General features: G+C 48.4%; 22 protein-coding genes. 6 read left to right on the plus strand and 16 right to left on the minus strand.

Annotated elements, in window-relative coordinates; all coding sequences use genetic code 11:
• Positions 1–9: 9 nt before the first annotated feature.
• From ADS79_RS26055 to ADS79_RS26095, 9 genes are all read right to left on the minus strand, one after another.
• Complete coding sequence (locus ADS79_RS26055; protein WP_049741379.1) at positions 10–969, minus strand: ABC transporter ATP-binding protein; 960 nt, start codon at positions 967–969, stop codon at positions 10–12.
• Complete coding sequence (locus ADS79_RS26060; protein ID WP_049741380.1) at positions 966–1,958, minus strand: ABC transporter ATP-binding protein; 993 nt, start codon at positions 1,956–1,958, stop codon at positions 966–968. Before ADS79_RS26060 ends, ADS79_RS26055 begins: the two co-directional genes overlap by 4 nt.
• Before the next feature lie 58 nt (positions 1,959–2,016).
• Entirely contained in the window at positions 2,017–2,823 is an 807-nt protein-coding gene (locus ADS79_RS26065) for an ABC transporter permease (protein ID WP_236700149.1), read from the minus strand.
• Between the two features lie 88 nt (positions 2,824–2,911).
• A complete protein-coding gene (nikB, locus tag ADS79_RS26070) occupies positions 2,912–3,850 on the minus strand; it encodes a nickel ABC transporter permease (protein ID WP_049741382.1) in 939 nt (312 codons plus the stop codon).
• A complete protein-coding gene (locus tag ADS79_RS26075) occupies positions 3,850–5,487 on the minus strand; it encodes an ABC transporter substrate-binding protein (RefSeq protein WP_049741383.1) in 1,638 nt (545 codons plus the stop codon). Before ADS79_RS26075 ends, nikB begins: the two co-directional genes overlap by 1 nt.
• The gene (locus ADS79_RS26080) at positions 5,484–6,386 is read right to left on the minus strand and encodes an alpha/beta fold hydrolase (protein WP_049741384.1); all 903 of its coding nucleotides are present in this window, start codon (positions 6,384–6,386) and stop codon (positions 5,484–5,486) included. The genes ADS79_RS26075 and ADS79_RS26080 overlap by 4 nt, the downstream gene beginning before the upstream one ends.
• Before the next feature lie 34 nt (positions 6,387–6,420).
• Positions 6,421–8,061 carry an ABC transporter substrate-binding protein gene (locus tag ADS79_RS26085; protein ID WP_049741385.1) on the minus strand — a complete coding sequence of 547 codons (1,641 nt, stop codon included), beginning with the start codon at positions 8,059–8,061 and terminating at the stop codon, positions 6,421–6,423.
• Positions 8,058–8,324, minus strand: coding sequence for a hypothetical protein (locus ADS79_RS26090; protein WP_049741386.1), 267 nt, complete (start codon positions 8,322–8,324; stop codon positions 8,058–8,060). Before ADS79_RS26090 ends, ADS79_RS26085 begins: the two co-directional genes overlap by 4 nt.
• A gap of 90 nt (positions 8,325–8,414) precedes the next feature.
• Positions 8,415–9,860, minus strand: a complete 1,446-nt coding sequence (locus ADS79_RS26095; protein WP_201783425.1) for an aldehyde dehydrogenase family protein — start codon at positions 9,858–9,860, stop codon at positions 8,415–8,417.
• Between the two features lie 168 nt (positions 9,861–10,028).
• On the opposite strand from ADS79_RS26095, the gene ADS79_RS26100 reads away from it, so the two are divergent.
• Positions 10,029–10,607: a TetR/AcrR family transcriptional regulator gene (locus tag ADS79_RS26100; RefSeq protein WP_049741387.1), complete on the plus strand. Its 579-nt coding sequence runs from the start codon at positions 10,029–10,031 to the stop codon at positions 10,605–10,607.
• Positions 10,608–10,716: 109 nt separating this feature from the next.
• On the opposite strand, the gene ADS79_RS26105 is transcribed toward ADS79_RS26100, so the two are convergent.
• The 5 genes from ADS79_RS26105 to ADS79_RS26125 form a co-directional block, all read right to left on the minus strand.
• Positions 10,717–11,703 carry a glutaminase gene (locus tag ADS79_RS26105; RefSeq protein WP_049741388.1) on the minus strand — a complete coding sequence of 329 codons (987 nt, stop codon included), beginning with the start codon at positions 11,701–11,703 and terminating at the stop codon, positions 10,717–10,719.
• A 44-nt stretch (positions 11,704–11,747) separates the two neighbouring features.
• The gene (locus ADS79_RS26110; RefSeq protein ID WP_049741389.1) at positions 11,748–13,169 is read right to left on the minus strand and encodes a M20 family metallopeptidase; all 1,422 of its coding nucleotides are present in this window, start codon (positions 13,167–13,169) and stop codon (positions 11,748–11,750) included.
• Entirely contained in the window at positions 13,166–14,398 is a 1,233-nt protein-coding gene (locus ADS79_RS26115; RefSeq protein WP_049741390.1) for an MFS transporter, read from the minus strand. The genes ADS79_RS26110 and ADS79_RS26115 overlap by 4 nt, the downstream gene beginning before the upstream one ends.
• A gap of 248 nt (positions 14,399–14,646) precedes the next feature.
• A complete protein-coding gene (locus ADS79_RS26120; protein ID WP_049741391.1) occupies positions 14,647–15,945 on the minus strand; it encodes a hypothetical protein in 1,299 nt (432 codons plus the stop codon).
• Between the two features lie 142 nt (positions 15,946–16,087).
• On the minus strand, positions 16,088–17,464 hold the full coding sequence (locus ADS79_RS26125) for an alkaline phosphatase (RefSeq protein ID WP_049741392.1): 1,377 nt from the start codon (positions 17,462–17,464) through the stop codon (positions 16,088–16,090).
• Positions 17,465–17,709: 245 nt separating this feature from the next.
• Here ADS79_RS26125 and ADS79_RS26130 point away from each other — a divergent pair, with 245 nt between their 5' ends.
• From ADS79_RS26130 to ADS79_RS34650, 3 genes are all read left to right on the plus strand, one after another.
• Positions 17,710–18,501, plus strand: a complete 792-nt coding sequence (locus ADS79_RS26130; RefSeq protein WP_049741393.1) for a DUF2935 domain-containing protein — start codon at positions 17,710–17,712, stop codon at positions 18,499–18,501.
• A 68-nt stretch (positions 18,502–18,569) separates the two neighbouring features.
• Entirely contained in the window at positions 18,570–18,908 is a 339-nt protein-coding gene (locus ADS79_RS34645; RefSeq protein WP_084766081.1) for a YmaF family protein, read from the plus strand.
• Positions 18,909–19,302: 394 nt separating this feature from the next.
• A complete protein-coding gene (locus ADS79_RS34650) occupies positions 19,303–19,389 on the plus strand; it encodes a YjcZ family sporulation protein (protein WP_376747317.1) in 87 nt (28 codons plus the stop codon).
• A gap of 102 nt (positions 19,390–19,491) precedes the next feature.
• Here ADS79_RS34650 and cuyA read toward each other — a convergent pair whose 3' ends face one another.
• Entirely contained in the window at positions 19,492–20,496 is a 1,005-nt protein-coding gene (gene cuyA, locus ADS79_RS26135; RefSeq protein ID WP_049741394.1) for a D-cysteate sulfo-lyase, read from the minus strand.
• Between the two features lie 522 nt (positions 20,497–21,018).
• Between cuyA and ADS79_RS26140 the strand changes: the two genes are divergently transcribed.
• Both ADS79_RS26140 and ADS79_RS26145 read left to right on the plus strand, forming a co-directional pair.
• A complete protein-coding gene (locus tag ADS79_RS26140) occupies positions 21,019–21,903 on the plus strand; it encodes a GNAT family N-acetyltransferase (protein WP_049741395.1) in 885 nt (294 codons plus the stop codon).
• An 11-nt stretch (positions 21,904–21,914) separates the two neighbouring features.
• Positions 21,915–23,111 (plus strand): MFS transporter, encoded by a 1,197-nt coding sequence (locus ADS79_RS26145; RefSeq protein WP_049741396.1) that lies wholly within the window; start codon positions 21,915–21,917, stop codon positions 23,109–23,111.
• Between the two features lie 99 nt (positions 23,112–23,210).
• On the opposite strand, the gene ADS79_RS26150 is transcribed toward ADS79_RS26145, so the two are convergent.
• Positions 23,211–24,341: an aminotransferase class V-fold PLP-dependent enzyme gene (locus tag ADS79_RS26150; protein ID WP_049741397.1), complete on the minus strand. Its 1,131-nt coding sequence runs from the start codon at positions 24,339–24,341 to the stop codon at positions 23,211–23,213.
• Positions 24,342–24,349: the final 8 nt, after the last annotated feature.

A 24,349-nucleotide genomic window follows, 5' to 3' on the forward strand; every position in this document is an offset into this window, starting at 1 on the left:
AATATTCACCTATCCGTAAAGATGACAAGCAACCAGCTGCTCGTTTACATCCTGTAGCGTGGGAGATACTTTTTTGCACATATCAAAGCAAGACGGGCAGCGAGGGTGGAACTTGCAACCGCCTGGAGGATTGGAGGGTGAGGGCAAATCTCCCTGTAAAATGATGCGCGCTCTCTTTTCATCCGGGTCGGATACAGGTGTGGCGGACAGCAAGGCTTGCGTGTACGGATGCAGGGGACTTGCAAACAGCTCTTTTTTGTCTCCGAATTCAACAACCTCTCCCAAATACATAACTGCCACCCGATCTGAGATATGCCGAACGACGCTCAGGTCATGTGAAATGAATATATACGTCAGCTCAAACTGCTCCTGCAAATCCTGAAGCAAATTGAGAATCTGCGATTGAATCGAAACATCCAGGGCAGATACTGGTTCGTCTGCGATGATCAGCTTGGGCCGCAGCATCAGTGCACGTGCTATGCCGATTCGCTGTCTTTGCCCACCCGAAAATTCATGCGGGTAACGTAAGAGATGCTGTTTTCCCAGCCCGACAATTTCAATCGTTTCTTCCAGTAGCGTCTGCCGGTCCTTTTTCGGGATGCCATGGGCAATGAGTGGCTCGGATAAAATCTGCTGGATCATCAGCTTCGGATTGAGCGTGTCAAACGGGTTTTGGAAAACCATTTGCATATCACGCCGCATCGCCTTTAATTCTGGCTTACTCAGGCTCCGAATATTTTTGCCCTGAAAAATCGTTTCTCCACTCGTTGGCGTGAGCAACCGAAGAATGCATCTGCCCAGCGTCGATTTGCCGCAGCCTGACTCTCCGACAATCCCCAACGTCTCCCCTTTTCTTACAGCCAGATCAATTCCGTTGACCGCGTGAACGTAACTATTCTTTTGAAACCATCCTTTTTGAATGGAAAAACGCTTTGTGAGGCCCTTCACTTCCAATATGGGTGTCGTCATATAGGTACCACCGCTTTTTTTATGTTCTCGTCGAAAATCCAACAACGACAAGTCGTTTCATTGTCTACTTGCTGTAATCTTGGACTCATTTCCAAACAAACGGGCATGACCTTTTCACAGCGCGGCGCAAAACGGCACCCTTGCGGATATTCATCCGGTGCGGGAACACTGCCTTTGATACTGTAAAGTCTGCCTGGATGGTCTCCCTTTTTCGGGATGGACTGAATCAGCCCCATCGTATACGGGTGCTTGGGATGACGCAGCAATGTCCGGACGTCTGCCGTTTCAATCACTTGTCCGGCATACATGACCATGACTCGATCGCAGACCTCTGCCACTACTCCCAGGTCATGGGTAATCATGATGAGAGACATGGTAGCATCCTGTTGAATTCGTTTCAGCAAGTCCAGTATTTGCGCTTGAATCGTTACATCCAAAGCCGTCGTCGGTTCATCAGCAATCAAAAGCTGCGGATTGCAGGCAATCGCTATTGCGATCATCACCCGCTGTCGCATCCCGCCTGACAAGCGGTGCGGGTATTCGTAATAAATTTCGTCTGGACGAGAAATCCCGACTTGCTGGAGCAGCTCAAGCACTCTTTGTTTATGCGCTGATTTGATGCGTCGCTCATGCTTTTCCAATACCTCGCTAATCTGTTTTCCGATGGTCAGAACTGGATTTAACGAGGTCATCGGCTCCTGAAAAATCATGGCGATCTCTTTGCCTCGCATCTGCTGCATGTCTTTTGCTCCAAGCCCAACCAGATTTCGGCCATTGAGTCGGATGCTGCCACTCGCGATTTTCCCGTTGCCTCCGAGCAGCTGCATGATGGACAAGGACGTAATGCTTTTCCCGCAGCCTGACTCACCGACAATCCCTAGGGCCTCCCCCTTTTTTAGCTGAAGGTTAAAATCTTCTACCACAGTGACCGTTTTCTCGCTCCCTCCAAACTGTATAGACAGCTCATTTACTTCCAATACATGTTCCATGCTCGCTCTCCCCCTCTATCGCTGTGCGGCACTCTGTTGACAACACCCTACTCCCTTACTAGCTCGCTGTCCTCGGATCAAAAATATCGCGGAGGGCATCACCTAGGAGATTCACCACAAATACGATCAGGGTGATCGCAAGTCCCGGGAACGTAGCCAGCCACCAGGCTTCCGTAATAAATCCTTTGCCTTCGTTTAGCATCGTGCCCCATTCTGGCGTAGGAGGCTGTGCACCTAAACCAATAAAACCGAGCGCAGATGAATCCAAAATGGCTGCGCCCACAAACAGAGTCGTGTACACAATCAGTACGTGGGCAATATTCGGGATGACCTGAAACACAATGATCCATCTGTTTGAGCTGCCGATCGAGCGACTCGCCTCGACATAACCGGATGATTTGATGGTCAGAGCTGCTCCTCTGATCAATAAGGCAAACGACGGAATTGACGATATTCCGATCGCAATCATCGCATTGGTCAAGCTCGGACCAAGCACTGCCACAATCGCTAAGGCAAGTACGATCCCGGGAAGAGCAAGCAGCATATCCATGATCCGCATCAGCAAATTGTCGATGAATCCGCCCACATACGCGCTTGTGACGCCAATCACCGTGCCCAGAACAACGGTTATGGCTACCGACATGACAGCTACCGTCAAGGTCACCCTCGCACCGTGCAGCATGCGGGAAAGTATATCTCGTCCAATCGAGTCTGTCCCAAGCCAATACTCTGCGGACGGCTCCTGCAAAAAGGCTTCATAGTTACTTTCCAGCGGATCATGCGGAGCAATCCACGGCCCGATAATTCCAAGCAAGATGATGATAAATAGGAGGACGAAGCTATACTTTGCTTTTTTGTTCTGCATGACTTTGCCCAGCAGCTCAAACCGGGGCAAGGCAGTGGTTCGCTCCTTGACGACTTTCGTGTGAACAGCTTTACCCAATACACGCATGTTACGCACCCGCCTTTTGCTGACTGACGTCGATTCGCGGATCGATGAATCCATACAACAGATCGATCACGATATTGACCGAAACGTACACGATTCCCATAAAGAGCGTCGTCCCCTGAATCATCGGAAAGTCACGAGAGAAGATCGCATCAATCGCCAGTGTGCCGATTCCAGGCCAGCTGAATACTTGCTCGATCAAAACCGCTCCCCCAAGCAGCGATGCCATCTGCAGTCCAACCACCGTCACAACAGGAATCATCACATTGCGAAAAGCATGCCGGAACAAAATGACGGATTCATTAATTCCTTTGGCTCTGGCAGTGCGGATATAATCCTGTGAAAGAACCTCCAGCATCCCTGATCGAGTCAGTCGGCAAATAATGGTGGATGCGTAAACACCAAGTGTGACTGCAGGCAGCACCAAATCCTTCAATCCGGTACCGCCTGCGATCGGAAACCACTTCCATTTGACCGCAAACAAGAGCATGAGGAGCAGTCCGAGCCAATATCCGGGGATGGAAACACCCATAGTCGCGAGTGTGAGCACAGCCCGATCCACAATCGTATCCTTGTATTTGGCTGCCACAATTCCCATCGCAATTCCTACGACAATCGCAATAAGAATCGCTGTTACAGCTATTTTTAAGGTGGCCGGAAAGCGGTTCATGATTTCAGTCAGCACAGGCTGTCCCGTTTTTAATGACGTACCGAAATCACCTTGTATGATCCCAGTGACGTACGTAGTGTATTGCTCTACTAACGGCTTGTTCAGCCCCATTTGCTCCCGGATATGTTCCACCTGCTCTTGCGTTGCCTTTTGGCCTAGCATCATGCGAACTGGGTCACCAGGAATCATATGAACCAGTGCAAACGTAAACACAGAAATTCCAAAAACAACGAGCAAGCCTGCTGCAAGTCGGTTCCATAAATACTGTGCCATTATTCCTTCACCCAGCTATCCTGTAGCCCAAAGCCGTACATCGGCTCAAGCGAGACTCCCTGAACACGGTTTTTCACCAGATAAAACTCTTTTTCTACATACAAGGGAACCCAGTATGCCTGGTCTACAACAAGCTTTTGGATGTCTGCATAGATTTTCTTCCGTTCATCCTTGTTCAGTGTGGCACTGCCTTTTTCCAGCAAAGCATCCATCTCTTTATTGTGGACACGGGAATGATTCAAGCTACCGATTTGACTGGAGTGGAGAAACAGGCTGAGTGCATTCGGATCGTTGTCCGTGTAATTCATCAAAGCCATATCAAACGAACCTTTGCCCGCTACGTCAACAACTGTTGCCGCATCTAAACTGATGATTTTGACATCCATGCCAATCTCTTTTAACATGCCTTGGATCAATTGGCTGGTACGCGTCCATATATCCCAGCTGAGCAGCTCGACAGCGAGCGGTTTACCCTCCTTTTCTCTGATCCCCTGAGCATTCACAGTCCACCCTGCTGCATCCAGCAGCTTTTTCGCTTCTTCCACATTGTATTTGTAGTCGTAATCTGCGCTTGCCGGATCGTAACCAAACAGGCTGGAGGACAATGGACTATGCGCGATTTCTCCTTCTCCAAGCAGTACGCCCGATACGATCGCGTCTTTATTGATTGCCATATTTACAGCTCTGCGAACCTGGATGTCCTGGAGGATTTCATTTTCTGTATTCATTTCCAGAAAAGAGCTTCCCCACTTCATCCGCTCAAGCACGGTCACTTCCTTGCTCTCTTTGTACTTTTTCATATCTTTTGCGGACACATTGGCAGCGATGTCGATCGAGCCGCTTTCCAACGCCGCAATCATGGTTTGACTGTCTTTGATAAATTTATACACGAGCTTATCTGCAAGTGGCGGTCCCTGATTTTTTTCAGAAGCATTTCCCCACTGGTAGCCTTCATTTCGTACTAACGTAATCGACTCGCCCGTTTTCCAGCTGTCGAATTTCCATGGTCCGATTCCGACAGGATTTCTACCATAGTCAGCGCCTATTTTTTCGATAGCCGCAAGCGAAACAGGTTGGGTCACAGCCGGCTCCCATAGATTCGTTAGAAGCTGTGCAGCCGGTTCCTTTAAATGGAAAATCAGCGTCGTATCGTCAGGGGTATCGATGGATTGAATCGCGCCAAACAAATAATCTCCGAGTGGCGAAGCCGTATCTGGGTCCAGAGCTCGCTCAATCGTTTGCTTGTAGATTGCAGCGGTTAACGGCGTGCCATCATGAAACACCACATCAGACTTAATCCGAAACGTCCATGTTTTCCCGTCTTCTGAAATCGTGTAGGATTCAGCCAAATACGGTTTTACATCCTGCGTCTTTGGATCGTAGTAAAATAATCTCGCCCCGATTTCAGAGCCGACCATGGCAGCTGCCAGATTTGCTGATTTGTACATGTCCAGAGTGTCCGGTTCGTCCATGTAGCCTATCGTAATCGTACCGCCTTTCTTCGGTTCCGCTGTAGATTCTGGCTTTCCTGCTTCAGTTGCCGATTTTGCCGGAGCGGACGGAGAACTGCATCCACTGAGCAAAACCAGCAAACACACGATAAACAGGAGAGGACTGGTGACTAGCTGATTTTTCATTCATATACACCCCCGAGCAGCTTTCTTTTGACAAAGCTAGAGACAGTATCCAAGAAGAGGTCATACTCATCGATCATGATATCGTGACTGCTCTTCTCAAAAATGTGCAGCTCGTTATCCGGGATACCGTTTGCAATCTCTATCGATTCCTCGGCTGACGTAATCCAGTCGTGACGTCCACCAATAATCAGGGTTGGAGAGGAGATTTGATGCAGCTGGTCCATCACATCATACGTATGGATAAAGCCGAATTCACGGAAAGCTTCATTCAACGCTTGATAGCAGTGCTTCGAACGCTTCATTGCCTCCTCGATCAGCACCTTCTCTGCTTCCGTTGGCGGTTTGTAGGTGTATATATATAGCGGGTCCAGTATTTGGCTGTAGCTCATTAATTCTTCATTGGACGAGAGCGCTCCACTAAACATTTTCGCAACCACTGCCTTTTGTTCATCTGTTCCTTTTGCCGCGACTACTTGCTTCGCACGCTCGATGAAACGATAGCTCGGTGTAGTTACCAGCAGAATCAAACCGGACAAACGCTCAGGATACTTGACGGCATAGCTTTGTGCGACGATACCGCCATAGGACCTGCCCATGATAACGAATTTCTCAAGTCCCAGGTACTCTCTCAGCGCTTCCACATCCGCCACATTATTTTCCAGCGTGTAGGTAGATTGCGGACCTTCATCCGAGAAGCCGCTCCCACGATTGTCGATGTAAACCAGCTGCATATAATCAGAGAGTGGCGTCAAATACGGCTTGTATCCAGTGTGATCGGAGCCTGGTCCACCATGAAGCACGAAGCACACCGGCTTTTGTCTCATGATCGGTCCGTCGATAACACTTCCCATTCCTTCTACATCAAAGTAAATTCGTGTACCGTTTATGTTTGCGTACATCTTATACACCTGCCTTCTCGAATTTTCTTAATCTCTACTCGTCCACCCAGCTATCCTGAAGCGTCAGGCCATACATCGGTTGAAGTCCGACTCCGTGTACCCGGTCGCTCACCAAATAAAACTCTTTTTCCATGTAAAGCGGAACCCAGTACGCTTCCTCTATCACAATCCTTTGGATGTCCGCATAAATTTTGGCTCTTTCCTTTTGGTTTATTGTCGCAAGCCCTCTTTCCAACAAGCTATCCAGCTGTTTGTTGTTCACGCGAGAGTGGTTTAAGCTGTTGATCTGTTTGGAATGGAAGAACAAGCTCAGCGCATTCGGATCGTTGTCTACGTAGCCCACTATCGCCAAGTCAAACATTCCTTTGCCAGCAGATTCAATCAGCGTCGCTTGGTCAAGAGTCTGAATTTTCACATCTATTCCGATGCTTTTGAGCATGCCCTGAACCAATTGGCTCGGGCGTGACCAGTTTTCGGAGCTGAGGAGATTGAGGGTTAGCGGCTTACCGGCCTTTTCTCTGACTCCTTGCGCGGTCATTGCCCATCCCGCTGCCTCTAACTGTTTTTTCGCTTCCTCTACGTTAAATGAATTGCCATACTCCGCACTCGCCGGATCGTAGCCAAACAGGCTGGATGGCAATGGACTATGAGCGACTTCGCCTTCTCCCTGAAGAACGCCGTTCAAGATCGCTTCCTTGTTTATTGCTAGCGAAATGGCTTTGCGCACCTGAACGTCCCGCAAGATCTCGTTCTCCGTATTCATTTCCAGAAAGTTAACGCCCCACGCCATTCGCTCCAACACGGTTACCTTGTCTCTATCCCGGTACTTTTTCACTTCTTTTGCTGGTACATTCGCAGCAATATCGATCGCCCCGCTTTCCAATGCAGCCATCATCGTCTGGTTGTCCTTGATAAACTTGATGACCAGCTTATCAGCGGCAGGAGGTCCTTGGTTTTTGGTGAATGCGTTCCCCCACTGGTACGCGTCATTGCGTACCATCGTGATGGACTCACCTGTTTTCCAGTTCTCAAACTTCCACGGTCCGACGCTGACGGGATTACGTCCATATTCGCTCCCGTGTTTTTCGACTGCCTCCCTAGAAAGTGGCTGCGAGATCGAAGCGTCCCACAAATTAGAGAGTAGCTGTGCCGATGGCTGCTTCAGGTTCAGGATGAGAGTTCGGTCATCCTGAGCCTCAATCGATTGAATGGAGCCAAACATATACTCGCCCAAAGGAGACGCTGTACCCGGGTCCAGTGCTCGTCCAAGCGTATACTTGTATGCACGAGCGGTGAGTGGTGTCCCATCGTGGAAAGTGATGCCTGTACGCAGGATAAACGTCCACTTCTTCCCATCCTCTGAGATGGAATAGGATTCAGCCAAACTCGGCTTGATTTCTTGCGTCTGCGGATCGTAATAGACGAGCGCTCCTCCCATGAAAGAGGTGATCAGTGAGGACGCAATCATCGCTGATTTTTGTACATCCAGCGAATCAGGCTCGGCAGGGTAGCCAATCGTGATCGTCCCCCCCTTCTTCGGCTCAGATGTCCTTCCCGTTTCCTCCTGCTCTTTTGTAGAAGCTGACGGAGCTGGGGCTGAGCTGCATCCATTCACCAAAACAATCAGGCAGAGCAGCAGCGCGATTGAGGTCGTCGTGATTGTCCTTATTCTCATAATTTGTCACCGCTCACACATCTTCTGTTTCCAGAGCCGGATACGGTTTCAAAAAGCTCGTACTCCTCAATCATGATGTCGTGACGTCCTGTGCGATTTAAAGCAGGAGCAGTGGTCCGATGCAATTGCTCCGCCTCGTTGTTTTCCAGCTTATACGCAGAAGAGTGACCTTCGCCTGAGAAGCCGCTGCATAGGCTGCCGATAACATTTCCCATTCCCTCTACACCAAAGTAAATTCGGGTACCGCTTAAGCTTGCGTACATAAAAAGGACACCTTCCTTTTCTGAAAAGTAAGTCGTACAGACAGGCTTTTTCGAAGCAGCAGAGAGGGTGTTTATTTGATCTACATCGCGTTACGTCACATCCATACAAATCGCTTTCAAATCGGTCATTTCGTGGAGGGAATACTTCCCACCGATCCTGCCCATACCGCTTTGCTTTCCTGCTACACCGCCAAACGGAATATTCGAGCCACCTGATTCTCCGCTGCCGCTATTAATCGTCACGATACCCGCCTTGATCTTTTCAGCAAAATACATAGAATCTTTTAAATTATCAGTAAATACTGACGAAACAAGTCCCCACTTATTTTTGCGAGCGAGCTCTAATGCTTCCGCATGTGTAGAGAATGACATAAACGGAGCTACCGGACCGAATGTTTCTTCCTGGCAGTACAAGCAGTCTTCTGTTACGCCCGTAATGACAGTCGGCTCAAAAAACAGATTGCTCGTCATGCTGGTTGCCCGCTTTCCGCCGAGTAAGATTTCTGCGCCCTTTTTCAGGCAATCGAGAGCATGCTCATCATTTTTTGCCACAACCATCTCATTGTTCAGTGGTCCCATCGTCGTTCGCAGATCAAATGGATCGCCAAGCACGATTTCCTTTGCGTGCTGCAGTACGCGCTGTACCAGCTCGTCATGTATGTCTTTTTGTGCCAGGATGAGCTCTGTTGACGTGCACACCTGACCTCCATTGAAGAAGCTGCCAAACGCAATCGATTTGGCGGCACGATCCAGATCCGCATCGGCCAGTACGATCGTGGGACCATTGCCCCCCAGCTCGAGCAGCAGTGGTTTACCCGCGCCACGGATTGCGATCTGGTTGCCCGTAGCCGTACTGCCTGTAAATCCAATCGCATCGGTTCCTGGATTTGCTACAATCTCGTCACCAACGACGGCACCTTTTCCTGTAACCAGATTGACTGCACCTTGGGGCACGCCTGCCTCCTCTAAGCACTCTGCCAGAGCAACGGCGCATACAGAGGTGGTAGGAGCAGGTGCCCACACGATGGCATTACCCGCTGCCAGGCCATACGCGATATATTCAGCAGGTACCATAAAAGGAAAGTTCCACGGTGTGATGATCCCGTAAACCCCTTTTGGCTGACGGATGGTAAATACTCGTTTTGAGCTATCCTCAACTGAGATGACCGATGTTTCCAGCCACTTGATTTGCTCGGCTGCCTCCAAAAACGCCGCGATCGTTCCTTCGACTTCAGGCAGAGCCTCCGTATGAAAAGGCTTGCCCTGGTCTTGCGTTAACGTGTGGGCGAGTACTTCTTTCCGCTTTTCGATCACAGAAGCGATAGCGGTGAGCAGGCGCGAGCGCTCCCAGACCGACATGGAGGAAATGTGCTCGAATCCGCGCCTGGCAGCTGCAATCGCAGCTTGAGCATCCTCTCGCGTACCTTCTGCGATTTTGGCAATCTGCTCTCCCGTCGCTGGATTGAACGCGTCAAAATAGGCTCCTGACACGGATTCAACCCATTTACCATCCATGTACATTTTTAGTTTTTTCACTTTTTTACCCCCTTATTTCGTCTGGACAGAACATGACTCTTGGACTAAAATAAAAAGAAATCCCCCTACCGAACGATCGGTTGGTTTGTTGTTGATTTGAATTATAGCTTGCAGTTTTTGCATTTGCAAGATAATTTAGAATTGGATATTTTCCTTTTGGGAGGTAGCATGACGGCACAAAAAATAAAAGACGTCTCGTTGAAATTATTTTCGCAGCACGGCTATGATGGCACATCTTTATCCGATATTGCCAAAGAGGTCGGCATTAATAAATCATCGATTTACGCTCACTTTAAAAACAAAGAAAGCATTTTTATGGCTGTTTTTGACGATGCACTCTGGGATTACAACAAGCATGTCGAACAGCTCATCACCGAGATTCAGGATCAAGGCGTCGATGAAAAGCTGTACAGAATCCTTTGCGATGTAGCCCATTACTACGAACAAAATCAAGATCTGAAGCTGTTTTTAAAGCGATCAGCCTTGTTTCCGCCTACGTTTTTACAGGAGCAATTGCTAAGTAAATCGGAGGCATCTGACCAGGGGCTGATCAAGGTTCTTCATTCCATTTTTGAAGAAGGCATTCAAAGAAAAATCATTTTGGAAGATCATATTGACGATTTGGTCCAGTCGTACCTGTGTGTGCTCGACGGGATTTTTTCCGGTGTACCCTACCATAAAAGCGACTATATTCAGGGTCAGGTCAATAATATTTGGCGGATTTTTTGGAAGGGCATTCGCGCGTAGAGCTGGGAGCTGGCAACCAGCAATAGAAACTAGTCATCATTCACAGCAAAAAGCTCGCCAATCATCTGGCGAGCTTTTTCCCTTCAGTCCATCCATTAGAAATCACTATTTAATAAATCGAAAGGTCCCAAGCGCCGGCGATCTGCCCGAGCAGTGCAGTCCCAGCCACACTGTTACCATACTGATCGATAGCCGGACCGTAAACTCCGATCCCGCAGCCATCGCCAAATGGCGTCTCTCCCTTTCTTCCTCTCGGAGGGACGGCAGCCATAATCCCGCCAGATACTCCGCTCTTCGCTGGCACTCCGACAAAAGCGGCAAAATTGCCTGAAGCATTGTACATCCCGCAGGTTACCATCAACGCTTTTGTCAGTCGCGCTATTTCTTTGGAGAAAAGCTGCTGCTGGCGAAGCGGATGATAGCCGTCATGGGCTAATACAAGCCCGATCATCGCGATATCCTCTGTCGTCACCTCGATCGAGCATTGACGAATATACACTTCTAGTGCTTCTTCCGCTGGGCAACCAAGAAAGCCGGTCGCAGTCAAATAGTGTGCGAGCGCACGATTGCGATGAGCCGTCTTCCACTCGGACTTGTACACTTCCTCGTTGATTTGATGCTGACGCCCTGTCATGCTTTCGATCAGAGAAGTGAGCGAGTCGAATTTGTCCTCTGTCGAATCACCTTCTAGCAGGGAAGAGACGGTAATGGCGCCCGCATTGATCATCGGGTTAAAGGGTCTGCCCGGCTTGTGCAACTCCAAACGAATCATCGAGTCAAAAGCATCCCCCGTTGGCTCCACATCCACTCTCTGCAGCACATATGAAATCCCGTGGTGTATGCACGCCGCGATGAAGCTGATCACCTTGGAAATGCTTTGCAAGGTGAAGGCTGTTTCCCAGTTCCCTGCTACCGCCTTGCTCCCGTCCTGCCCGATGACGCAAATTCCTAACTGTTCTGGATTTGCCTTTGCCAGTGCAGGAATGTATGCAGCACATTTTCCTTTGCTCGCATCCTCACGATATCTATCTACCCAGCTCTCCAAGTCATCCTGAATCTGACTTTGCTTCAAGGCTGTCTCCTGAACCCCTTGCATTTCCACTCTTCCCTTCGTACCTAACCAAATAAATAGCTCTGCTACTAAGCCTTTTTCGGTGGATGTATGTCATCTGGAATCAAGGAAGTGTATGCTTCCCCTTCCAGGCGCTCCTGCCATTCCGCTTTTGCCTGTTCGATCAGCTCCGGATTTTCCATCGCCTCGATCGCGGTAGAAGCCATGACTTTTCCAGCTTGCAGCATCCCTTTGTGTGCGATCGGCATCGCGCCTTGCGATACGACCTGCCATGTATGGAAAGGCGTTCCGAGCGCCCAGCATGTCGTCATACATTGCATCGTTGGCACGACCCAGCTTACATCCCCAACATCCGTAGAGCCAGACAACGTAAACTCGTACTGTGGAAGCGGTCCGATGATATCAGCGATGGCCTTGTCTTTTAGCTGTTTGGCTGTTTCCTTGTCCACCCCGGCAAGTGCAGCGCGCAAATCCTCTGCAGACAGCGATTCCTGAATTTTTTTCGCGAATTGCTGGTCGTCCTCATCGTACGCAGGAACACCAACGGCTACGAGGTTTTGATGCATCAGCTTGGCCAGTACCGTGTTTGGCACTAGGTTGGACGCGGTTCCTTCAAAAGCCGTTTCCATCGTGGTGCCCGTCATCAGGGTCGCTCCTCTGGCAATGTCGTATACTCTATCGTATAGTTCCTTCACTTGCTGCTTTTTTGGAGCGCGAATCAAGTAAACGACCTCGGCGTATGGCTGTACAACGTTTGGTGAGATTCCGCCTGTATTGGTGATCGCATAATGGATACGTGCTTCGGAAATCATGTGTTCTCGCATGTAATTGACTCCGACGTTCATCAGCTCGACAGCATCCAGTGCGCTTCGTCCGAGATGCGGTGCCGCTGCTGCGTGGGCGCTTTTTCCATGGAACTGGAAGCGAACGGAATAGTTGGCGAGCGAGCTGATATTCATGATGCCCGGTGTCGTTGCAGGGTGCCAGGAGAGTGCAAAATCGACGTCTTCAAACAAACCTGCACGTGCCAAATACGCTTTTCCAGAGCCAGCTTCTTCTGCCGGACAGCCAAAATATTTCACGGTTCCTTGCAAGCCTGTCTGCTGCATGTAATCCTTGATCGCAACGGCTGCTGCCAGTGCCCCAGCTCCTAGCAAATTGTGTCCACAACCATGTCCGTGTCCTCCGGAAACAATCGGGTCATTTGTGACCATACCTTTTTTCTGGCTCAATCCAGTCAACGCATCGTACTCACCCAAAATGGCAACTACTGGCCCGCCATCGCCAAAGCAGGCGACAAACCCGGTTTCCAGTCCGGCAATGCCCTTCTCCACTTGAAAGCCCTCCGCCTCCAGCGCCTGACACAAATACTTCGCGGACTGATGCTCTTCAAAGTAAATCTCCGGTGTTTCCCAGATTTTATCGCTAACGGCAATAAACGCATCCCGTTTTTGCTCGATTAATTGTGAAATAATTTCTTGCTTGTTCATACTGTACGCTCCTTTCTAAGCAGCTCTCCTTTTTCATAGTTCATCGTCAGAAGTGCCGCAATGCAAATCACAGCAAATGCAATCAGCATCCAAAACGCTGCTGAAAACGAACCGTTGAACGCATCAACGATAAAGCCAATCGCCATCGGTGTGATGAAGCCGGCAAGCTGTCCGCCTGTATTCACGATGCCCATACCTGTACCTGTTACCGAAGCAGGCAGATTTTTCAGAACGACAGATGGCAAGAGAATGATGACAAAGGAAATGAACAGAGTCACGATGGTTTGATACGTAATGAAAATCGCTACACTGGAAGCATTAAACATCAGATACAACACGATGGCTACCAAAACGCAAGCGAGGCTTCCCATTGTTTTTTCTCGTCCCTGTGGCAGCTTGTCCAGCACGTAGCCGCTCGCATACACTCCGACTAATGTAGCGATCCCCGGGATCATTTGCAGCCAGCCCAGAGACACCAGATCTAGACCACGCACCTTGACGAGATACGTTGGCAGCCAAGTAGCAAGCCCCCAGTTTACTGCGTAAATGCTGAAATAGGCGATTAAAAGGTTCCACAATAATGGCGTTTTAAGCAGCAAGGCAACAGAGCTCTTCTTTTCACTGGATGTGGAAGCTACTTCGGTGTTTGACACGGCTTCCTCTTCTTTTGGCAGCTTGATATAGCGCCAGTACAAAATCGCAATCACAGCCCCGATAGCCCCAATAATGACGAACATGATGCGCCAGCCAATGGTGCTGATCAAGGTGGCAGATAAAATCGGAACGAACAGTCCGACGATTGCACCAGAGGAGAGCATGACAGACATTGCCCGTGAGCGCTCTTCCCTAGGATACGCTTGGGCAATAATTTTTGAGCTGGCTGGCTGAAATCCGCCTTCTCCAATTCCGAACAGGAAGCGAATCATTACCATAGAAGCCAGCGACCACGCCGCCCCGGTTAACGCTGTAAAAATCGACCACATAATAACAGATGCAATAAGTACCTTCCGAGAACCGAATCGGTCTGCCAGCCATCCCCCCGGCATTTGCATAAGTGCATAGCCTGCGAAAAAGCTGCTGAGCAACAGTCCCGTAGATGAGGCGCTAAGCTGCAAATCTTCTGTGATCGCGAGTACGGCATAGTTCATCACGTAACGGTCCAGGTTTCCTAGTGCCCAGCCTAAAAAGAGTAAAGCCAAAATCCAGTTTCTTGTGCGCGCTGATACCATAACTGTGGATACCTCCTTCTGGTTGTTTTCTTGCCCATCCCTTATTTTTGACGAAAGCGCATTCATCTGACTCCATGTGATTTTTCCGCCAAAAAAACAACAAGCAGATTACACTGTTTTTTATTTACCGCATAATTAACGACATGTCGCAATTTATACTGTACGAAATTTTGAGATTATTATCAATCTATTTTTTTGCGTCTTTCGAACGATTTTTTTGCACAAAAAAAGCACCCCTTAAAGGGTGCCTACAACAGTCTATACAGCTTGCTTGGTCTGCCACGTGTCGCCTGGGACTCCTCACCTGAGCACTCCGCCAGCTCTACTGCACACAAATCCGCGACAATTCTTTGCGCATTTCGCTCACTCATCTGAAGGTTCTTTGCCAAATCCTTCGTAGTGAAATCTGTCCAACCCATTTTTTGCAGCAGGGCATCCAGCTTTTTGTACGTCTTGACGCTGATGTTTCCCTTTTTCAACTTTTCCAAAATCTCGGTATCGTCCGCCCGATAAGAGTAGACCAGCTCTTCCTCCTGCCCTACCCATTCGACGATTGTGCCATCATCCTGAACCATGACGATATCTCTGATCGCTTTTTCTTTGGATTGGCGCAAAGCGCGGTGTGCATTCATTTCGGCTGCAAACGCCGTCTCGCCAAAGCCAATTCCGACTGCGACGGTCGTATCCGCTTCCTTCGCCAAATACGCAATCGTCTCTTGTAAAATCGGGATCTCTCGCTCTATCGTTCCACGCGAGCTAAAGATGACGTATCTGCCATTTCCCTGCTCCAGCAAGGAGCCGTCCAATTGCTCGCACAGCTTGATCAGCGCTTCCTTGATTCGCAGCTCCAGATACTGCCAATGATAAGGCGTCTTCGCGCTTTCCTTGATTCGGTCAAACTGTTCGACCTCGATCATCTCGATCCCGATTTGCGTATCTTTAAAATACGAGGTTCTAACCTTCTCCACAAAGACTCTCACTGTTTGGTGGATCTCCATTTCACTAGGTGAGATCCAATAGGCGGGAATTCCGGCCTCTACCAATGCCTGATAGACGGTCGGATAACAGGTCATCGCTCCATCTGTTTTTTTCTCTTGCCAAAGCTCCAGATGAAAATCAAGCAGCTCCTTGGGGTCAATCGACGCATCGAATGTTTTCATGTACAAATTGCTGACCGAAATGTTGATTGTCCGCAGCGAATCCTCCATGTAGGTCGTTGACAGCAGCATATCGATACTGACCCGATCAATGAGCTTGCGCTGGTTGTAGACCATTTCCAGAAAGCCCTTGTAAATGCTCGATTCCGTAGCGTAAATATACTCCATCCGCTTGCTTGTACCCATGGCATTTTTGGCGATCATGTAGGGGATCGGTCCCGAAAACAGCCAGTGGTCCACGTACTGGTCATTTTCCAGCACGATTTTTTCCGTTTCCTTTGTCTCCGTGTATGGGTATGGAATGAAATTCATCCCTTGATCAAATTCTTTTGCCACTCCAAGAATTCTCTCTACCGATTTCTTCGGGCCAACCACTCCAATTTTAAACATCGTCTCTCCAACCTCTGCGTCTAGTAATACGAATATTGTATACATAAGCACAGGTATAAATCCACCGTAGGCAGTGCGAGGCTAGTGGGCAAAAGAGAAGAAAAAAGCTGGCGTTATCTCACGCCAGCCTGATTCTACCAACCTATTTTTTAGCTTTATTTCCACCCAAGATCTCGAAAATGACTTCTGCGTTTTTCGTGTTGTCGATCAATCCGGCAAGCTTTTCTTTCCCTGGACCATATGCATACACATTGACGTCTTCACCTGTATGACCGCCAGTTGTCCAGCCAGTAAAGGAGCGCTTGTCAAAAATCGCTTCAATCGCATTGTCGATATCAACCGCTTTTTTCGTTTCTGCAGCCTTTTTCACAGAATCGATTTCTTCTTTTGTCAGTTCCAAATCAATATATTTCTTCAAGGTTTCTTCTACGCCAGCGCCTTTTGCGATTTCTGCAGCCATAAAGTCAGGCGTACGTTTCGCTGCTTTAATCGGTTCTACGAAGAAATTGTATTCATCCCTCGCACCAACAGAGAGACCTCCTGTGGAGTGGTCAGCAGTAGCTACTACAAGTGTATGTCCATCTTTCTTTGCAAAGTCAATTGCAGCTTTGAAAGCTTTCTCGAAATCTTCCATCTCACTCATCGCTGCCACGATATCGTTATCATGTCCAGCCCAGTCGATCTGGCTGCCCTCTACCATCAGGAAGAAGCCCTCTTTATTTTTGTTCAATCGTTGAATCGCTGCGTTCGTCATGTCTTCCAGTGAAGGTGTCGCTTCCGAACGGTCAATCATCTTGTCCATCCCGCCTGATGCAAACAGACCAAGGATTTTGTCGTTCTTATCCTTTAGAAGATCTTGTTTATTCGTAACATAGCTATAGCCAGCCTTTTTGAATTCTTCCGTCAGATTCCGATCCTTGCGATCAAAATTGACCAAGCCCCCGCCAAGCAAAACGTCAATCTTGTGCTGGCCGTTGATTTTTTCATCAAAGTAGTCATCAGCAATTGCGTCCATGTTTTTGCGGCTTTCATCATGGGCACCAAAGGCAGCAGGCGTCGCATGTGTAATTTCGGAAGTAGCTACCAGACCTGTAGATTTGCCGACTTTCTTTGCTCTCTCCAGAACAGTCTCTACTTCAACTTTGGTTTTATCTACAGCAATCGCATTGTTGTACGTCTTTACTCCGGCAGACATAGCCGTAGCCGCGGAAGCAGAGTCCGTGATGTTTTGCTTATCATCATCGGCATACGTCATTTGTGCTCCTACCAGGTATTTGTCAAATTCCGTCAACTCTTTGGTAGGGGTTTTCGGGTCATCTTTCATATAACGATACGCTGTTGTATAGGCTGGACCCATTCCATCGCCGATTAAGAAAATGACATTTTTCACTTTTGCATTATTTGCTTGGCTTTCTTGTGCTGTTGCCAATCCAGTATTTGCCCCATACAGTGTAGCGGTAATCGCTAGCGAGGAAATCACGGCCATCGGCAGCATTTTTTTGGAGAATTTATGTAACATCTTGTACCCCCTATTTAAAATGAATTTTCCTTGTTGTCATATAAGATCTTACTGTTTGTACATTGAGATTTGGTGTTGCGAATGTAAAGAAGCGTTAGAAAATCGTTAAGCTGTATTTACACATGTAGATGGGTAAACGCATAGAAATACATCGAGTTCATTCGGCAGAACGATCCTCTTCAGCAGTGATTGCTGCTCTCATCACTGGAATGCCCGAATGAAAGGAATATATTTGGGGGTACGACATGACAGATGAATTTGTTGATAGGTCATTAGAAGAGGTCCGTTTTTGGTCTCGCATCATGAAGGAACATTCTTTATTCCTAAAATTGGGATTTAACTGTGACGATACAAAATTAATTAACGAAGCTGACCGCTTTTACAACATTTTTGAAGACATCGAGAACCGCGCACTTGCCTTCACTTCTGATACCGACCCACAACAGATCTACGATTTTAACCAAGTCGTTTCCAACGCGGTCAGTCATATTTGGGCATTCAAGCGACATGTGCTTGGTCTCATTATTCAATGTAAAATCCTTGGCAACAACTTCCCCTTGCTAGTGGATCATGTGAGTAGAGAAGCAGCATATTTCAGAAAACGGCTGAAGCAGTTGAATACGGGTACCCTCGATCCACTGCCGGATGCTGTGATTAATGAGAACGTATTCTTCCTGCGAATCATGGCTGATCATGCAAAATTTATTAACCATTTGCTTGATCCATCTGAAAGAAAGCTCGTTGAGCAAGCGAGAGATTTTAGTCATGACTTTGATCAGCTTTTGTTTCAAGCACAAGATCTCGACTCCATGAGACCACAATCACAAACCCAACCTCTTCTCGATCAGTTTGTGGATCAGAATCGTGTTTCGGTCCGACAGTTGCGTGACTTTAAGAAAACAGCTCATGATCTGATTGAAGCCTGCAGAATTAAAAGCATTATCCCTCCGCTATTGGCGGATCATGTCTTTAGAGAAGCGTCACATTTTCTTGAAATCCTCGATTCATTCGAAATAGCGCTAACGTCCTCCAAGTAACTGACGCTTTAAAAGCTTTACTCACACCCTCAGATTCATGGGGATTTTAATGCGAAGGGGCATTTTGATTGAATGATAAACATGGTCATTCCTTGCGTTATGTGAGAATTGTCGATAGTCCCAATCACTTTCACAGCTATGACACCCAAACAACCGTTTTCGGCCATCATCGTCATCGCTTGAGTGGTAGAACTTCGCTCCCTCAAGGCAGTGGAGATCGGCATGTGCATTACTATGAAGGTACAACATCGTTTAATGACGGGCATGTTCATGAATACAGTGGCTGGACTGGTCCACCAATTCCCCTGCCGACCGGAAACCATTACCATGAGTTTTCAGGGCAAACCACTTATGATGATGGGCATATTCATTACTATCGTGGTGTAACCAGTGAGGGTATTGTATAAAAGATGTGATGATGATCATTTTGAACCTGGTCCCGAATTGACCAGGTTTTTTTGCATGTATAGCCGTATTTCAGACACTTCCTAAATTTGGGTTTAATTTGGACGCAAAGCTTCAACATATGCCTAAGCCATGAGAGACAATAAGACATATCAATGAAGAGATCGGAAAGGAGGGAGAATCTATGTCACGTAGACGTTGTAGATGCGAGTCCTCCAGTTCTATGGGATGGGATGATCCGCCGCCGTTTCGTGGTGGGAGAGGATTTGGTCCCCGATTCTGAACCTTTGAGTCCCCAGGATTTAGAAGGTTTGATGAATCCCCCTTTTCGAGGCATCGTTTTTTAGGTAACCTTCAGTTTTCGGGTTCATAAATCTCATTTAAGGAGTGATCAATGTGAGCTGCGGATTCTTCGGTGAAAACTTTGCACTTGTTCTGGTTTTGTTCATCCTTTTAGTTATTGTTGGTTGTGATTGTGATTAATTTCTTTCGGGCAGCGTAATCGATGCCCTTCTCATGCAAAAAAAGGAAGAGACAGCCGTATCTCTGTCTCTTCCTCTCCCATGCTATTCATTTGAAGCACACCTAGTTTTTCGCAGGCAAAAACAAATGTGGAGCCGTATACAGAGCGGGTGAGCCTCCTGTATGCAGGAACAGCACGTGATCCTCTTTTGCAAATCGGCCTTCACGAATCATGCCGATCAAGCCAGCCATCGCTTTCCCGGTATAAACCGGATCAAGCAGAATTCCTTCGGTGCGAGCCAGCAACTGCACAGCCTCGATCATTTCATCGGTTGGAACTGCGTAGCCTGGGCCTACATACTGATCTTCACACTGAACAGCTGACGGCAAGATTTCTCCTTCAAGTCCGACTACCTCCGCTGTGCCTCGGACGAGCTCCAGCACCTTGGCTTCCTGTGATGCACGATCGCGACTTACGTTGATGCCGATCACCTTGGTACTGGACTGCCTCGCCATGAATCCTGCAATCAGACCGGCTTGTGTGCCGCCGCTGCCTGTTGCCGTCACGACATAATCATAAGGCGTCCCTGTCTCCCACGCTTGCTGCTCGATTTCCTCTGCACATGCCATATAGCCGAGAGACCCCACTTCATTGGACCCACCAACTGGAATCAGATAGGCTTTTCTGCCATCCTGTTTCAGTGCTTGCGCAAGCTCTTCCATCGCTGCCAGCATATCGCCATCAGATGGAATCACTTTGATTTTTTCGGTACCAAGCAGGTGGAACAGCAGGTGATTTCCGCTGGCGAGGGGATTGTAGCCAGTCTCAGGCTCGGACAAAACGAGCTGGCATGCCAAGCCTTCACGCACCGCAGCAGAGAGTGTCAGGCGGCAATGGTTGGACTGAACTGCGCCACATGTGATCAGCGTATTGGCACCTTGCTTGATAGCGTCTGCGACCAAATACTCCAGCTTCCGCGTCTTGTTTCCCCCAGCGGTAAGTCCCAAAAGGTCATCACGCTTGATCGAAATGGTTGGTCCTCCCAAAGCCTCAGATAGTCTGTCCAGCCTTTCAATAGGCGTATTGCCAGTCGTGTACTTTCTGCGCTCGTAACGGATCGGTTTCATAGGTATGCTCCTTTTGCTCATTCGTTGATTGGATAATGAATACTCCCTTTCACTGATGGATTCCTGCCTGCCAAGCTGCCCGGATATGAGATTGGACTTGTAGACTCTATCCGAAGCGCTCGATCGTAGAACGGTAAAAAAATGATTGTAATACATTTGCCTATCGCATATAGTGTTTGTAGTAATTGATCTTTCAACAATCTTGGAGGTGGGGAATATGACAACGACATACGTGAGCTTTCTTTCCGCATGCACTCATATTCAAATTCCCCATCTGGCGTACGTAAAAGCCTCCTAGTTTCTCTAGCAGGTTCTACTAGCTATGCCTACAACACGGGGATAACCCGTGTTTTTTTTGTGGCAGCGCTGTACGCGTCCAAGACTTGGTGTAGGATAACCGGGTTTGTTTAAGCTTGCCGTCGTGGGGATGGACTATCCCTACGGCTTTTTGTTTTTTACGGCCGTGGGGATTGACAGCTCCACGACTTTTTCTATTACCCAATATAACTGGAGGTTGATACGATGAGTACAATGAACAATGCAGGTCTGGTAGCAGCAAAAGGGCTTTCGGAAGAGTGGCTGCAGCAAATTATCGATTTGGCAGAAGTATGCGAGGCACACGATGGATTTGATTTGTCCATCAATTTAAATCTGTCGATGCTGCAAAACCGTTCGCCTGAGCAAACGAATGATTTCCTCTATTTTCAAGACGGAAAGCTCGTTGGCTTTCTCGGAATGTATGCCATTGTCAGTCCAAAGGAAGTAGAAATCAGCGGAATGGTTCATCCCGATTATCGAGGAAAAGGAATCTTCCGCGCGCTTTATGCACAAGCCAAAGCAGAATGCGAAAAGCACGGGGTCATGCAAATACTACTCGTCAGCAATCGACAGTCCAAGGAAGCGAGTGCTTTTGCAGAAGGGGTAGCCGCCACGTACCAATTCTCAGAATACAAGCTGGATTACTCTACCCAAGCGTCCGTAACTCCCGTAGCAACCGATGAACGTCTGCTGCTTCGCCCAGCCACAAATGCTGACTTTGATACACTCGTTGAGATTGGCGTCAGTGGTTTTGGAGACTCAGCCGAGCTCATGACTGCGCTTGTTACACGCAATCTGTCTGAGTCATCCTTTCAAACCTATCTGGCTCTCTATGAGGCTCGGCCTGTCGGAATGATTACGGTTAGCGAAGAGGATGCCGCACTATTTATCTCGGGTTTTTGCGTAAAAAAAGGACTCCAAGGAAAAGGCCTCGGCAGAAAAATTCTTTCCCAGACGGTGGAAATCCTGAATCAACGAGAGCATACAGGAATTAGTCTGGAAGTAGCTGTCGATAATCAAAACGCACTGTCCCTCTATCAATCTACTGGCTTTGAGGTCGTCTCAGTCTACGACTACTATGTCGGATGAGGCTTGCCTGAATGAAAAATCATGCTTGGCTGGATTCAAACGTTTTGTTGCTGTTCATCTACTCCTTTTTCACCAAGTTTCATTTGTGGATGCCCATTTATGTCCTGTATTTACAGCAGGAACGCGGCCTGAGTCTAGCCACGATCGGAATCGTGGAGGGAATCGGCTGGGTTGCTGCCGCTTTGGCTGAGGTTCCTGCTGGAATCGTAGCGGATCGCTTTGGTCGTAATCGTGCCCTCATGGTGGGAGCCTTCGTCATGGCTCCTGCTATGGTTCTCTATGCATACACAGACTGGTTCCCGATGATTTGTTTTCTGCAAATCGTATGGAGCCTTGGCGGGAGCTTTCTTTCTGGCGCTGATCAGGCACTCCTCTATGATTATTTACAAGAGAGAGGTTTGGGAAATTTCTTTTCCAAAGCGGTGAGCTATCAACTAGCAATCATGCGCATCGCCTCAGCGATCGCAGGAATCATAGGCGGTTGGTTAGCTGCCTACTCACTCGGGTTTCCGTTTTTTGTTTGTGGAGTTCTCTCCTTTGGTGCTGGCTGTGTTGCCTTTTTCATCAAGGAACCGAAGCAACCTGATGAAGCAGAGACGAAACAGAACGAGTCTCTCATCCGCTTCTTCCTAAATACCTCAAGTAAGGTATGGAGGGCAAAGAGCTTGCGCAATGTACTTCTGTATTCGGCTATCCTGGCGGTTCCCGCTTTCTGCTTTACGTTTTTATTCGTCTCTCCCTTCCTGCACGAAAAAGGAATGGCGATTGAATGGCTCGGTCTTGTATTTATATTGATCCAAGGCATGAGTATACTCGGCTCCATCGTCTCCTATCACATGGAGAAACGATTGGGAGAAGCAGCAACCGTTACCACATTCACTGTGCTGATGGCTCTGAGCATCCTCATGCTTCCGATCCTGCCTGATTTATCCGGGATTATCTGTATGGTACTCACCAGCTTCTTTTATTCCATCATCGAACCTGTCTTGATCAAGATGACGAATCAACGAATCTCGGGAGATTCACGCAGTACGCTGCTTTCCTATTCATCCATGCTGAAAACGATCATTCTGGCAGTCTTGGTTCCTTTTTTCGGCAAACTGGCAGAAGAGACTGGCTATCCAGTTCTATGCCTATTAATCGCAATTGTTCTCATCAGTTTACCTGTCGTTCTCTTACGCAAAGAAAAAGGGACGGCAACACGATAATCGTGGTCATAGATTTCATGTGATCAATAACAAATGGCTATCCTATGCCTTGACCAGTCAACCTCAACCGACTGAACGAGCATGGATAGCCACTTCGTTTTAGTTCAAACTTGATGGATCGGGAAGCAGCTCTATGAGCTTCTCTACATCAGCGCTGTCGTTAAACAAGTGGAGGGAAGCACGCACTCTCCCATCCCCGCCCCACACGTAGACGTCCTTCTGCTGCAAGCTCTCGGCTACACGACTTCCCTGATCACATACGAAGGAAATATTTCCTGCACGCAGAGACTGCTCGTCAGGTGTCATCACCTCATAGCCTCGCGTGCGCATCTGCTCGATTAGCTCCTCGCCCAATTGCAGCACGTGACTCTCTATATTTTCGATACCTATCTCTACTAGAAACCCCGTACTGTATGCCAAAGAGTAAAGGCTCGGATAGCTCGGAAAGCCGCGTTCGTACCGCCGGGCATCCTCATGCAGCGTATACGTCTCAAAACGGCTCGGACCGAATTGTTCCTGGATGCTTCGCCAACCCGGCGTACGGAAAACGAGATCACGGACCCGATCACTCTGATTCACGGCAAGAATTCCCGCGCCATGGATAGAGAGCAGCCATTTATAGGAGCTGCACACGATGAAATCGGTATCCTCAAGATAGACGGGAACAACTCCCATGGACTGGGTAACATCGAGCAAAAGCAAGGCGTCCGTCTTTTTCAGTGACTGATACAGCCTGCGATAATCCATCCTGCTGCCAGACATATAGCTGACATGACTCGTCATTACAAGTCTGGTTCGATGGTCAACCTGAGCGAGGATGTCTTCGATAGAAACCTGCCAATTCGTATGCCCGACGACCCTCACTTCCACTCCTTTTTGCTGCAAGCCTAACCAAGGCAAGACACCGGAAGGGAATTCAAGGGTGTTGATCACGATGTTGTCCCCCTGACGAAACGGGATGGACCCGGCGATTATGCCAATCGCTTCTGACGTGTTCGAGATCAGGGCAACATCCTCTGCTCGGCCATGAAGCAGACTTGCCACGTTCTGCTTGCAGACGGCTTCGACGAGGGAATTTCTCTCTCTGCCAAGTGGCCCCTTGCTCCTCCTATGCAAATATTCGTTGACCGCATCCAGACTTCCGCGCAACGTAGGTGTCTCGGCTCCGCTGTACAGCCAGGTGCAGCAATCCAGTCCTAGAAAAAGGGATTTGTCCACCAATGACTTCATGAACGCTA

This window comes from Brevibacillus reuszeri, assembly GCF_001187725.1.
Taxonomy (GTDB): domain Bacteria; phylum Bacillota; class Bacilli; order Brevibacillales; family Brevibacillaceae; genus Brevibacillus; species Brevibacillus reuszeri.